Origin of the sequence: Leptotrichia wadei, from assembly GCF_007990545.2 — a bacterium.
GTDB classification, from domain to species: domain Bacteria; phylum Fusobacteriota; class Fusobacteriia; order Fusobacteriales; family Leptotrichiaceae; genus Leptotrichia; species Leptotrichia wadei.
The window spans coordinates 1,166,986-1,180,544 of the sequence record NZ_AP019829.2 but is presented as its reverse complement, the minus strand read 5'-3'; the positions used below and the strand labels follow the sequence as shown (position 1 = coordinate 1,180,544).

At 29.2% G+C, this 13,559-nt stretch carries 11 protein-coding genes; all 11 read left to right on the top strand.

Annotation, left to right across the window (positions count from 1 at the left end):
- The first annotated feature begins 25 nt into the window (after positions 1-25).
- Complete coding sequence (gene uvrB, locus FVE73_RS05520) at positions 26-1,999, top strand: excinuclease ABC subunit UvrB (protein WP_018498059.1); 1,974 nt, start codon at positions 26-28, stop codon at positions 1,997-1,999.
- Positions 2,000-2,766: 767 nt separating this feature from the next.
- The gene (gene sppA, locus FVE73_RS05515; protein ID WP_018498058.1) at positions 2,767-4,413 is read left to right on the top strand and encodes a signal peptide peptidase SppA; all 1,647 of its coding nucleotides are present in this window, start codon (positions 2,767-2,769) and stop codon (positions 4,411-4,413) included.
- A gap of 22 nt (positions 4,414-4,435) precedes the next feature.
- On the top strand, positions 4,436-4,837 hold the full coding sequence (locus FVE73_RS05510) for a hypothetical protein (RefSeq protein ID WP_231370099.1): 402 nt from the start codon (positions 4,436-4,438) through the stop codon (positions 4,835-4,837).
- A gap of 141 nt (positions 4,838-4,978) precedes the next feature.
- Positions 4,979-5,332 carry an arsenate reductase family protein gene (locus tag FVE73_RS05505; RefSeq protein WP_018498056.1) on the top strand — a complete coding sequence of 118 codons (354 nt, stop codon included), beginning with the start codon at positions 4,979-4,981 and terminating at the stop codon, positions 5,330-5,332.
- Positions 5,333-5,347: 15 nt separating this feature from the next.
- Positions 5,348-5,665 carry a hypothetical protein gene (locus FVE73_RS05500; RefSeq protein WP_018498055.1) on the top strand — a complete coding sequence of 106 codons (318 nt, stop codon included), beginning with the start codon at positions 5,348-5,350 and terminating at the stop codon, positions 5,663-5,665.
- Complete coding sequence (locus FVE73_RS05495) at positions 5,655-6,428, top strand: hypothetical protein (protein WP_018498054.1); 774 nt, start codon at positions 5,655-5,657, stop codon at positions 6,426-6,428. Before FVE73_RS05500 ends, FVE73_RS05495 begins: the two co-directional genes overlap by 11 nt.
- Before the next feature lie 341 nt (positions 6,429-6,769).
- The gene (rplS, locus tag FVE73_RS05490) at positions 6,770-7,120 is read left to right on the top strand and encodes a 50S ribosomal protein L19 (RefSeq protein WP_018498053.1); all 351 of its coding nucleotides are present in this window, start codon (positions 6,770-6,772) and stop codon (positions 7,118-7,120) included.
- Positions 7,121-7,188: 68 nt separating this feature from the next.
- Positions 7,189-8,865, top strand: coding sequence for a signal peptidase I (lepB, locus tag FVE73_RS05485; RefSeq protein WP_018498052.1), 1,677 nt, complete (start codon positions 7,189-7,191; stop codon positions 8,863-8,865).
- Between the two features lie 88 nt (positions 8,866-8,953).
- On the top strand, positions 8,954-9,496 hold the full coding sequence (locus tag FVE73_RS05480) for a GNAT family N-acetyltransferase (protein WP_018498051.1): 543 nt from the start codon (positions 8,954-8,956) through the stop codon (positions 9,494-9,496).
- A gap of 33 nt (positions 9,497-9,529) precedes the next feature.
- Positions 9,530-13,066 (top strand): DEAD/DEAH box helicase, encoded by a 3,537-nt coding sequence (locus FVE73_RS05475; protein ID WP_018498050.1) that lies wholly within the window; start codon positions 9,530-9,532, stop codon positions 13,064-13,066.
- A gap of 130 nt (positions 13,067-13,196) precedes the next feature.
- Positions 13,197-13,421: an acyl carrier protein gene (locus FVE73_RS05470; protein WP_018450158.1), complete on the top strand. Its 225-nt coding sequence runs from the start codon at positions 13,197-13,199 to the stop codon at positions 13,419-13,421.
- Positions 13,422-13,559 lie beyond the last annotated feature (138 nt).

Here is a 13,559-nt window from a genome sequence, read left to right as displayed (position 1 = left end):
TATATTGAAAGGAGGAAAAATAGAAATGGATTTTAAAATACATTCAAAATTTCAGCCGACTGGAGATCAGCCTCAGGCTATCCAAAAAATTGTAGAAAACTTGGAAAATGGTATTACAGATCAGATTTTGCTTGGGGTTACGGGTTCAGGAAAGACATTTACAGTTGCGAATGTTATTGAAAAAATAAATCGTCCAGCTTTGATAATGGCACCAAACAAGACACTCGCAGCACAGCTTTACAATGAATATAAGCAGTTTTTTCCTGAAAATGCTGTTGAATATTTTGTGTCTTATTACGATTATTACCAGCCTGAAGCGTATATTATGCAAACTGATACATATATTGAAAAAGACTCTTCAATTAATGATGAGATTGATAAATTGCGGCATGCAGCGACAGCGGCACTTTTGAACAGAAGAGATGTTATTATTGTGGCTTCTGTTTCGGCAATTTATGGATTGGGGTCGCCAGAGGCATATAAAAAGAGATCAATTCCGATTGATGTAGAGACAGGGTTTGAGAGAAATGAGCTTATAAAAAGGCTGATTTCACTTAGATATGAGAGAAACGATATTGCATTTGAGCGTGGAAAATTTCGTGTGAAAGGTGATATTCTTGATTTACATCCGTCTTATCAGGATACAGGGTACCGTTTTGAATTTTTTGGAGATGATTTGGAAAGCATTTCAGAGATTAATACGCTTACTGGACAGAAAATTAGAAATATAAAAAGAATCACAATAATGCCTGCAACTCACTATTTGACAAATGAAGATACAAAAGTGATGTTCGAGGCAATAAAAAAGGAAATGGAAGAAAGAGTGCATTTTTTCCAGAAAGAGGGAAAATTGCTGGAAGCACAAAGAATTGAGCAAAGAACAAAGTATGATTTGGAAATGATTGAGGAAATCGGGTATTGTAAAGGAGTGGAAAACTATTCTAGGTATTTGACTGGGAAGAGTGAAGGAGAAGCACCTGATACATTAATTGACTATTTTCCAGAGGATTTAGTCGTATTTCTGGACGAGTCGCACATTTCAGTTCCACAGATAAATGGGATGTATAAGGGAGATAGGGCAAGAAAGCAGTCTTTAATTGACAATGGATTTAGGCTTCCAAGCGCTTACGACAACCGTCCGTTGAAATTTGAGGAATTTTTTGAAAAAGTTCCACAAGCTGTGTATATTTCAGCCACTCCAAGTGATTACGAGCTGGAACATTCAAATGGTGAAGTTGTAGAGCAGCTTGTCCGTCCAACAGGAATTGTAGAGCCAAGTATCGATATTCGTGAAACAAAAAATCAAATTGATGACTTGATAGATGAAATAAAAACAAGAACAGCAAGAAAAGAACGAATTTTAGTTACAACCTTGACAAAAAAAATGGCAGAAGAACTGACAGATTACTATTTGGAATATGGAATAAAAGTAAAATATATGCACTCTGACATTGATACGCTAGAAAGAACAGAGATAATAAGAGGCTTGAGAAAAGGTGAATTTGATGTTCTGGTTGGAATAAACTTGCTACGGGAAGGGCTGGATATTCCAGAAGTTTCATTAGTGGCAATTTTGGAAGCAGACAAGGAAGGATATTTACGTTCTAGAAGATCTTTAATTCAGACAATGGGACGTGCCGCAAGAAACGTGGAAGGACATGTTATCCTGTATGCCGACAGAATAACAGGCTCTATGCAGGAAGCCATTGACGAAGTAAACAGACGGCGTGAAGTTCAGGAAAAATACAACTTGGAAAACAATATTAATCCAAAATCAATCGTAAGAGAAATCGCAGAGTCAATCGTAGACTATGAAATTGAAAAAGAAAATGAAGCAAACAAAGCAATTAAGCAGTATAAGAGTGAAAAAGAGGTGGAAAAGGAAATTAAAAAACTCGACAAACAAATCAAGAAATTGGCTGAAGAGCTTAATTTTGAGGAAGCTATTAAATTAAGGGATAAAATGAATGAATTGAAAAAGTTGTTAATTGAACTGTAATTTTTTATTTTTATAATATTAAAACAAGTTATTTTGAATTTTATTTATACCAATTATTTTAAGTAGAGAGATTATACTATATATTTTCCATTTAATAGCGAATGTTTAACAAATTTTGGATTGCATACTTTTTAGTAAGGAATTAAAACTTCTTGTTCTTGACATAGCTTTTATTTTCTAATGAGATTTAGTATTAGATTATTTTGTTTAATAACAATTTTTATTATGTTTTTTCTTTATTTTTGCAGGATTGCTCATTGCCGCAAATCCTGCACCTATGGCTAGACTACGACTTTTATTCGCCCAACTACGAAACTCCTCCTTTCAGTCGTCAGACAGTCGTAGTTGAACAAATAAAAGCTCCGTCAACTTTTTAAATTTATATTAGATTCATTATTTAAATTAGAATTAGTATAAATAAAAAATTATTAATCTAAATATAGTGCCATGAAATAAAATTTTTGATAGGAGTAATAAATTGAATAAAAACAAAAAAATAAAATTTCCAGATTGTATGTCGTTGTTTCCGTTTTTTATTTCATAATTAATATTGTATCCGATAGCTTTGTATACAAGAAAAGTGATAATAGAAATTAATAGTGCTAGTCCGATATTAGTATTTTGGCTTCATTTTTTTGAATTGGCAATATTTTTTCAATATTAATTTTCAATACGAAAGAATTGTTATTGTTAATAGGATGTTGTATTGCATTTGGATTGGGATTACCAGTGAAATAGTTTAAAAGTAAAAAAAGGGAGTTGATATGATGTTTATTTTGAAAATGCTGTTAGAAATAGTAATAATGCTTATTTTGTGTGTAATTTTAAATTTAATTTTTATAAAGAAAATTCTTAGAGTAAAAAATAAGAAGAAATTGCCTTTAAAAAAGGTAAAAACTGTTGTATTTGATGTGAAAAAATTAAAGGAAGATGTGGCTATGTCGGCATTAAAAGGGAAAGAGAAATTATCGTATTATCAAATATTACAAGGATTAAATAATCTTTTGGAAGATAAAAATATAAAAAAAGTGATTATTGATGTGGATAAGTTAAATTTAACACTTTCACAACTGGAAGAAGTTTCTAAAGTTTTTGATAAGATTAGGAAAAATAAGGAAGTAGTGGCAATAGGAACGCTTTTTGAGGAAAGTCGATATAGAGAGGCTATGCTTGCGGATAAAATTTTTATGTTTGACACAAGGCAGTCAACTATGATTTTTAGGGGATATTTGCATAAGGAATTTTATTTGAAGTCGTTTCTGGAAAAGTTTGGGATAAGAATGAATGTGCTTCATATTGGTGATTACAAGGTGGCTGGAGAAAAATTTAGCCATAACCAAATGTCGGAAGAGAAAAAGGAATCAATTAAAAATATAAAGGATAAAGTTTTTGAAGATTTTTTGGAACTGGTAAAAAGTAAAAGAGGAGTTGACATTGAAAATGAGATATTGAGTGGAAATCTGATTTTTGCTGGGGCGAAAAAGGCTTTGGAATATAAATTGATTGATGGTGTTGCTGATTATGATGAAATTGGGATAAATTACAAGGAAGATACTGTTTCGATTGAAGAATACATAGGAATGTTGAAAGAAAAAAAGGAAAAAGCAAAAGATACGATTGCAGTAGTGAATCTTGAAGGTGTTATTGATGTGAAAAATCCTAACAAAAATATTACTTATGAAAATGTATGTGAAAAACTTGAGGAATTAAAAGAAATAAAAAATTTGAAAGGGCTCGTATTAAGAATAAATTCACCTGGTGGAAGTGCTTTAGTTTCTGAAAAAATATACAAGAAATTAAAAAAATTGACTGTGCCAATATATGTTTCAATGGGAGATGTCTGTGCAAGCGGTGGTTATTACATTGCCACAACTGGAAAAAAATTATTTGCAAATAACTTTACTTTGACAGGCTCAATCGGTGTTGTTATGATGTATCCTGAAGTTGCAGGAACAATGAAAAAGTTAGATGTTAATTTGGAAGGATTTGGAAAGGGTGTTGGCTTTGATATGCTGAATCCATTTGAAGAATTAGGAAATGATTCAAGAGAGAAATTAATCTATAATATGAATGAAGTTTACAGCGAGTTTAAAGAACACGTAATGGCAGCTAGAGGAATGAATGAAAATGAGCTTGAGAAAATTGCACAGGGAAGAGTGTGGCTTGGAAGCGAAGCCAAAAATATCAATTTAGTTGATGAAATTGGAACTCTTGAAGATTGTATAAAAGCAATGGCAAATGATTTGAGGCTGGACAAATATAAAGTGAAAATTGTGGAATTGACGCAGACTTTGAAGGAAACTTTGGCAGATATAAAAATGCCGTTTGTGTCTGAAGAAATTAGGGAAAAGATTGAATTTTTGCAAGGGAATATGAATCAGATTCTGTATTATGAAAATGATTTTGAACTTTGAAAGTTTAAGGAGCAAAATTAAAATGAAAAATAGAACATCGAGTTTTTTATTGAAAGGATTAGTTACTATTATTCTAATATTAGGATATGTATTAATTCAAGAGTTTTTAAATCCTCTAATGCTAACAAGAATTGCATTGATTTTTGCAATAGTAATACATCCATCTGGATATATTATTTTTGCATTAATATTAATTTTGGCTTTAATGTTAATATTTTATTTGGGATTTTTGATACAAAGAATACTTAAATATCCTAAAATTAATATAGTTGTGATGATAATGATATTTACATATTTTGTTATAAAGTATATTTTTGCTGATAATAATAGTACATTTTTTGCTCCAACTGAAAAGGAAAGATATATATTTATTATAGTGAGTCATATATTTTTTTCGGTAGGATTATTGTGGAAGAAAAAATAAAGATGCTAACTTGAAAAAAATCGACAGCTTGTTGCCAGTTTGAAAATATTTTTTCTATTCCGTTGAGACGTTATATTTTACTTATTATAAAATGTAAAATGTATATAAATAAATTAAAAAATTATGAAAGGAAGTAAAAAAATGAACAAACTATATTGTTACCCAAGATGCACAACCTGTAAAAAGGCTGTAAAATGGCTGGAGGAAAATGGAATTGATTATGAATATAAGCACATTGTGGAAGAAACACCGTCGAAGGAAGATATTAAGAAATATTATAAAAAAAGCGGATTGCCGTTAAAAAGATTTTTTAATACAAGCGGTAATGTTTACAAAGAGCTAAACTTGAAGGAAAAATTGGCAGAGATGTCAGAAGATGAACAGTTTGAATTACTTGCAAGCAATGGAATGGTATTGAAAAGACCACTTTTGGTAGGGAAGGATTTTGTGCTGGTTGGATTTAAGGAAGCTGAGTGGATTGAAAAATTGAAATAATTTAAAAAATTCGAAATGATAAAAAAACTTCCGCTAACAGGAGAACATTATGAATTAGGATATAGAAATATTGTTAAAAAATATACATGGTTATTTATGAATGAAAAAGGTAATTTAAAAGAGGCTCCTTTTGAAGGCTTAGGAAAGCTAGGCTCGGTAGAAGAGTATAGGACGGTTGGTATAGGAAAAACTACACCAGATGAGGCTAAAAGAAGCACAGGGCCAAGCTTAGATGGTAAAGGAAAGTATAATTTGGATGGCGATATCACAGAAAATATGCTGAGAATAGAACATAAATTAAGATTGAGAGGTGCATATCAAAATGGTTTTTAAATTGATTAAATTAGTAATATTATTAATATTCTTTTCTGTAAATATAGGCTATTCTTCTACAGAAGAAATAAAGGACATAGATGAAAATGATCCAAATGTATTAAAATTTTTAAATAAAAGAAATATAGATTTTAAAAAGCCTCCATATGATGAAAATCCCTGGTATAATACTGGAATACTTGAATTTTCATTACACTCTCCTGAGCGAACTAAATATCGATTTTTGATGTATTTTAAGACTTTCGAAAAAGTTGATTATGAAGTAATAGATAATCGTGGACAAAATTTTTCTATTTTCAAGGATATAACCTTAGATAGTTTATTAGATGCAAATTTTTTGGATACTTTTTATTCTAATTCACCATTAAAGCTAAAGAATAAAAAAAGATTTTTGTTTGGAAAAGTATCATCAGTAGGATATGTTAAAGAAAGTTTAATAAATGTATTGAAACTTGAACTGTATTTTATAAATCCTAATAACACACTAGAGACCAAAGTTTTTTTTAAAACTGGATGGTTAACAGGTTTATTGGACAAACATGGACACGAAAAGGAAAAATTAGAAGATGGTTTTGATATTTCTTCGAATAATCCAAAAGATGTGGTAACGATAATAACTGGAAATGAAGTAGTGCATAAAGTTAGCGAAGATTTAGAAGGTACAGATAAAGAGTTGTATGATTTTGTTATGAAACTTTTTAAGGATGAAATACCAAAAGAGTATTTTGAATACAGGGATAAAGGTTATATTAAATACCACTAAATCAATCCGATAACCTATAGCTTAAAATTTATAATTAAATATTGAATAAATGTGGTAATTTGAGAGTTATAATTTTTGAGTTTGAAATATTCAGATTAAAAAAAGTATTTTAGGAAAAAAGAATATGAATTTAAAAATTTTGAAAAAATTGAAAAAAATTTTGTAATTGTATTGAAAATTAATGGAAAATGTGATAAACTTATTAAGTTATTGAATAAAAGGATATTCCGCTTTTATTGTTGCTACCAGTTTTGTAAAAGATTTATAAGCAAGAAAAGTTTGTGAATTAGTAAAATTGGTATAGATAAAAAGAATGTCTTAGAAAGAAGGGAGTGAATTTCTTGAAAGAGAAATTAATCGAATTAGTAGAAAAAAATTACTTGAAGGCTGATGTACCTCAATTTAAAGCAGGGGATACAGTTGCTGTTCACTACAAGGTAAAAGAAGGAAACAAAGAAAGAATACAGGTTTTTGAAGGTGTAGTTATTAGAGTTTCTGGTGGAAGCGTTGCTAAAAACTTCACAGTTAGAAAAGTATCGCAAGGAATCGGTGTAGAAAGAATCATTCCTTTAAATTCTCCATTAGTAGAAAAAATCGAAGTTAAGAGAATTGGTAAAGTAAGAAGATCTAAATTATACTACTTGAGAAACTTATCAGGAAAAGCTGCTAGAATTAAAGAAATTAGAAAGTAGCTTCAAGGCTAGCAAAATGCTAGCTTTTTCTTTTTATAAAATTATAAAGTTTAAGAGAGGGAGAAATTATGAATATATTATTATGGGGAGCTTTTTATATTATTGCAACATTATTTTTACTATATTTCTTTATTAGAGAGAAGCAAGTTATTCAGTGGATAAGAATAAAAGAGGATGAAACATTGCAAAAAGTTTCGCTTGAGAAAAGTGATAAAAACTTTATGGTAGGAAATGTATTGACAATAGTTGCGTTAATTATTACAGCAGTATTTTTAGTAGTTGTGGATAAAAGTAAAGATCCTAATATATGGATAAAAGTTTGGGGAATTTATGGAGTATTTGCTTTAAATATTATAGTTTACGTGCTTAGAAAACAGCATGAATGGATATTCTTGCTAAATCTTATTATGTTATTTTTAGGGAAGTTGATGTTTAATATTTTGGATACAAATTTTTATATTTATCTAATAATAAATGTTGTGATTTCATTGATTCTTATTTATTTATTTAAGGAATTATCGACAGAAAAAATTACAGAGCAGTCAATTTTGAAGGAAGCTACACAAGGTAATGAAAAATTAGAAAAAATTGTAACAGAGTCAAAAATAAGAAATGAAGGTGTATCAGAAATATTTAAAAAAATATTTCCAAATGATAATCTTTCTGTAGAAGAAAGAATTGCAAAAGAAAAAAGAAAGAGAAGTACATTTGGAAAAGCATTGACAAGAATTGATAATGCATTACTTGCAGTTATTTTAGTAGCTGTTATTCAAATGTTTTATATTGGAAATTATGTTATTCCGACAGGTTCAATGGAACCTACAATATTAGTTAAGGATAGAGTATTCACAAATATGGTAAAATATCACTTTTCAAATCCAAAGGTTGGTCAAATAATTGCATTTAAAGAACCAATGACTGATAAAGTGATGTATACGAAAAGAATAGTTGGAGAGCCAGGAACAACGCTTCAAATTGCAAAAGGGAAAATGACTACTAATGAATTTGAAATTGCAAATATTAATAATGATCCAAAATATCCGACAACAGCCAATAGTAGAAAAGAATTTAATGAAGAAATGAAAAAGTATAATGAAGCTATGGATAAATTTAATTCTGAGAAAGTTAAAGCTGTTGGTGGGGCAATAATGTTAAATGATAAAAAATCAGAAGTTTTAGAAAGATTGACACCGCAAAAATTTTATCTTCCTGAAGGTTTACTTATGAATAATAAAATTTATATTCCTAAAAAAGGAGATAAAGTGAAACTGGATAAAGTTATTGTAATTAATAAAGTATTTGGACAAACGACTGACGGTACTTTAATTGGGCAAGTTGACTGGGAAAGTTATTATGATGGAAAAGGTTTTAAAAATATCACAGGAAAAGAATTTTTAGAATTAATAAAGACGGATAAAAACTTTAAGGATATAATTGGAAATGATGATGAATTTACTGCTGATCCAAGAAATACATTGACAAATAAATATTACACGTTTACTTTAAAAGTGGAAGGCAGAAATGAAATGGTTATGCCAATTATGGATTTTAAATATAATGATGAATTGTTTAAAAAATTATTAAATGGAGAAACTATAACGCTTGATAAAAACTATTATATGGCTATGGGAGATAACACTTCAAACAGTAAAGATACCAGATATTTTGGACTTGTGGCTGAACCTAGAATTAAAGGGGAATTGCTTGTGAGATGGTGGCCTTTAACTAGAATAGGGCTGTTATAATTTAGAAATTTTTGTAATATTTATAAAAATATTCGTATTTTGATATTATGAATAAAAATTCGATTAAAGTGAAAAAATGGAGAATAAAATGGAAAATATTGTGAGTGAATTGGTAAAAATTCATAATGAAAACTTTAAAAATAAAGTTGAAGATAAATATTTTTCTGAAATGATATTAGGTGAGCAGTATGAAATATACTGCTTATTTAATTTTTTGGGGAAAAATATTTTTGTGAAAAAATTAGAAAATGAGAGTGGAAAAGAAAATAAAAATTTGGGAGAAAATCAAAAAGGGGAAATAAATTTTGACAAAAATAGGGAAAATGAAAAAAATGTGTTGGGATATATTGTATTTTATGGTACAATAGAGAGCACGGATATTTTTGAGGTAGCGATAAAAAAGGAATATCAAGGGCGAGGTTTTGGTAAAAAATTGTTAATTGAAAGTATGAAAGATTTAATAGAAGATAAGAAAAATATCGAAATTAAAAATAAATTTTTGTTGGAAGTTAATGAGAAAAATAAGAAGGCACTAAAACTTTATAAAAAAATTGGATTTGAGGAAATTTCCATAAGGAAAAATTATTATGGGAAAGATGAAAATGCAGTAATAATGATAAAATATTATTAAGTTTTAGTTTATAAATAAAAGTAAGGGAGAAAAATGGGACATAAGAGTATTTCATTAGAATTAAAAAAACAAATCACACCGAGTATTTTTGTAATAGGACAGGAATATTATAATGAAAGTTTGGGAAATATAACTGCACTTTTTGCTGACGGGAATTTTATGACAGTGGAAGGAGAATATAAGGAAAACAGTTTGTGTAAAACTTCTATTACAGTTGAACAGAAAAAGGGTGAATTTATAGAGGCTAATTGTGACTGTATGTTTTTTAAGAATAATAAAAAAAATTGCTGTAAACATATTGTAACACTTGGTATGATGGCAGATCATTCAGAAAAGATTTCAAAGGTTATTGGGACTGATGAGATTGAAATGATGTTTGAGGATGATTTTGAAGAGGATAATAAAAAAATGGCTCAAATCAAGGAAAAACGGAAAAAAGAAAAGGAAAAGGCTGCAAAGAGTGTTAAAAGGAAGGAAACTGAAGACGATGGAAAAAATAAATCACGTCAGAGAGTTAAACTTCGGGAAGAAAAACTTAATGCAGCAAGTTTTGCTAAATCAGAAGGAACTTCTGTGGAGGCGGATAATCTTCTTAATAATGGAAATTTGGAAAATATTAATTTAAAAAATAAAAGTGAGAAAGTTAGATTTGAAGTTTTCGGAGAAGGTGGAGAGAATGCTGAAAATACTGGGTTTTTGGAGAAAAATGGAACAGCTGACTTTCAAGAGATGGAAAATAATGAGGAAATATTGGAAAATGTGGAAAATATTTCTGAAAAGATTAACGAAATTTACAATCTTCATCTGGAAAGTGAAAATATAGATGATGAGGAAAAGCAGGAAATGCGGCTGGAAGTGGAAATTGATGAAGGAAGTTACAGTGACTATAAATACGGATATGACTATAATCAGGAAAATAATGTCCCAGATTATATTTTGCGGATAAAGGCAGGATTTAAGAAAATATATTATGTAAAGGATATTTTGAAATTTATTGAGGCTATTGTAAAGGAAAAAGAGTATGAAGTTACTTCTAAAATTACATATAGTCCGAAAAACTGCTTTTTCAATGAAACTAACCAGAAAATAATCAATGCGATTTATGAATATAGCAAAGAGATTCAAAGTGTAATAAACAGCGGAATTAAAGATAAAAAAGGCTTAAAAGTCTATGAAATGCTTTTAAATAAGCTGCTTACGGCTATGGAAAAGGGGAAGAATCTGGTTTTATTGGGAGAAACTAAACAGATAATGAATAGTTACGAGCCTTTGTTTGTTGTGGAAAATGACAGAATTGCAATGAGAAATATTGAAAAAATTTCTGAGAACAGTCCATTTTATACATTTGCAAATGATACGACAAAAGTTTTTAAAATGGATGAAAATGAAGAAAGATTTTTTGGGAAATTTGATTTTCTGGATACAGAACTGTTTAATCAGCTTTCAAATGAGGATAATAGAAAATTATGTGCAGTTTTAGGATATGAGAATGTTAATATTGCAGAATATGTTGAAGAGGACGGATGTATTGATATATTTGTATCGGAAACTGATGAGAAAGAAATTGTGAAAGTAAATTTATCAAATACTGTTTGTGCGATAGAGAAAAATGGGAAGTACTTTATTCCTAGAAAAAATGCGAAAATATTTGAAGAGTTGAAAAAACTTGTGGAAGGTTATTCTATTACAAATGTGGAACTGATTGAAGGAACTTATAATGTAAATTATGAAGGGCTGGGAAAAATTTCAGAGTATATTGATAAAAAATATGCGGATAAAGTGAAAATTCATTTGGAAAATAAAATAAAAAATGCACGAAATATTGATGTTCATATTGGAATAAAAAAAGTTGAAAATAATTTTTTAAATGTCAGTTTTGATATTGAAGGAATAAAGACTGAAGATGTGGAAATTGTAATGGAAGCTATAAAAAATGAGCAGAAGTATATAACTCTTTCAAGTGGGGAATTGGTAAAAATTGCCAATAAAAGTATTGAAGAATTAGTTGGAATTGTAGATTCCATTTCTAATTTGAAGGTTGGAGAAAATAAAATTTCTAAAATAAAAGCTCTTCAGCTTGCTCAAATTTCCAAAAATATTCAGGAAGATCTTGTAAAAATGGATGAATTTAAAGATTTATTTCATAAAATAAAAAATCGTGAAGAAATTGAGCCAAATAATATAAAGGTAAATTTATTTCCTTATCAAAAATTGGGATTTAACTGGCTGAAGAATATGTATGACATTGGATTTGGAGGGATTCTTGCTGATGATATGGGGCTTGGTAAAACTTTACAGACAATTTCACTGCTAAATGAAATTTATCAGGAAAATCGTAATTTTACAGCATTAATTATTGTTCCAAGTTCACTTCTTTATAACTGGAAGGAAGAAATTATTAAGTTTACTGGGATAACTCCAACTTTAATTGAGGGGACAGCAGCTCAAAGAAAGGAAATTATTTCAAAAGGCTCAAAAGGATTTTTAATAACAACTTATCAAGCATTGAGAAATGATATTGAGGAATATAAGAATAGAGAATTTGACGTAGTAGTGCTAGATGAGGCTCAAAATATAAAAACAACAACTTCTCAAATAAAGAAGGCTGTTATGAAAATTAACAGTAAAGTAAATTTTGCATTGACAGGAACACCAGTCGAAAATAATATTTTAGAATTGTGGTCAATTTTTGACTTTGTAATACCTGGTTATCTCGATAATTTGACAAAATTTAAGAAAACTTATAAGGAAGCCATCGTAAATCCAAATTCTTCAAAAATAAACAATTTACGTGAAATTATTGCTCCATTTCTGCTAAGAAGAACAAAGAAGGAAGTGCTAACTGAATTGCCTGATAAAATTGAATCTAATATGGTTGTAACGTTAAGTACAGAGCAAAAACAATTGTATATGTCTTATATTAAGCAGGCTAAGAGTGAAATGAAGAAATTTAACGAAAATGATAATAATCGAATGAAAATACTTGCAATTTTGACAAAACTGCGTCAAATTTGTAATTCTCCAACTTTATTTAAGGAGGACTATAAGGGGGAAGTAGCAAAACTGGAAGTGTTACGTGATATTTTGCCGGATATAACTGAAAATGGGCATAGGTTATTGATATTTTCACAGTTTGTCGGTACTTTGAAGGAAATTGAGAAGGAACTTGCAGATATGGGAATTGAGTATTTTTATATTGATGGAAATGTGAAGTCTAAAGAAAGAGTTGATATTTGTAATAAATTTAATGCTGGAGAGCGGCAAGTGGTGCTGATTTCGTTAAAGGCAGGTGGAACTGGACTAAATCTTGTCGGGGCAGATGTTGTAATTCATTATGATCCTTGGTGGAATATCGCTGTGGAAAATCAGGCGAGCGACAGGGCATATAGAATTGGACAGAAAAAAAGTGTGCAGGTTATAAAACTTGTGACAGAAGGTACGATTGAAGAAAAAATTATAAAAATTCAGGAAAGCAAGCGTCAATTGAGTGAAAACCTGCTGGAAAGCAAAGATGGGGAAAAGGTTCTGTTTGAAATGAGTGATAAGGAGTTAATGGAACTTTTAAGTTAAATTTTGAATTAATTTTATTATACAAATAAAAAAGTTAAAATAATATTTAAATAATAATGAATTTTTGTTGCATTTTTTAAATTCATTTGGTATAATAATTTTAGAAAATAAATATGGAGGTGGCATTATAATGCTAGATAAAATTAAATCAATAGTTGTAGATCAATTAGGTGTAGATGAAGATCAAGTAACTGAAGATGCATCTTTTGTTGATGATTTAGGAGCTGATTCATTGGATACAGTTGAATTAATTATGGCTTTTGAAGAAGAATTTGATATTGAAATTCCTGATGAAGATGCACAAAAAATTAAAACTGTTAAAGATGTAATGGAATATATTGAAGCTAAACAATAGAATAAAACTTTTTTGGGGGTTCTTCCCCCTTTTTTATTGAAAAAAAAATGAAAAAATGTTAAAATAAGTTTATTGTTACAAAATTGAATTGATTAAAGTAAATTTAGTGTGAATCAGTACTAAATTCCATTTAAAAAA

Bases quoted from the DNA above. Each gene is read 5' to 3' on its own strand.
- uvrB (WP_018498059.1), top strand. From the start codon at position 26: ATGGATTTTAAAATACATTCAAAATTTCAGCCGACTGGAGATCAGCCT.
- sppA (WP_018498058.1), top strand. From the start codon at position 2,767: ATGTTTATTTTGAAAATGCTGTTAGAAATAGTAATAATGCTTATTTTG.
- FVE73_RS05510 (WP_231370099.1), top strand. From the start codon at position 4,436: ATGAAAAATAGAACATCGAGTTTTTTATTGAAAGGATTAGTTACTATT.
- FVE73_RS05505 (WP_018498056.1), top strand. From the start codon at position 4,979: ATGAACAAACTATATTGTTACCCAAGATGCACAACCTGTAAAAAGGCT.
- FVE73_RS05500 (WP_018498055.1), top strand. From the start codon at position 5,348: ATGATAAAAAAACTTCCGCTAACAGGAGAACATTATGAATTAGGATAT.
- FVE73_RS05495 (WP_018498054.1), top strand. From the start codon at position 5,655: ATGGTTTTTAAATTGATTAAATTAGTAATATTATTAATATTCTTTTCT.
- lepB (WP_018498052.1), top strand. From the start codon at position 7,189: ATGAATATATTATTATGGGGAGCTTTTTATATTATTGCAACATTATTT.
- FVE73_RS05480 (WP_018498051.1), top strand. From the start codon at position 8,954: ATGGAAAATATTGTGAGTGAATTGGTAAAAATTCATAATGAAAACTTT.
- FVE73_RS05475 (WP_018498050.1), top strand. From the start codon at position 9,530: ATGGGACATAAGAGTATTTCATTAGAATTAAAAAAACAAATCACACCG.
- FVE73_RS05470 (WP_018450158.1), top strand. From the start codon at position 13,197: ATGCTAGATAAAATTAAATCAATAGTTGTAGATCAATTAGGTGTAGAT.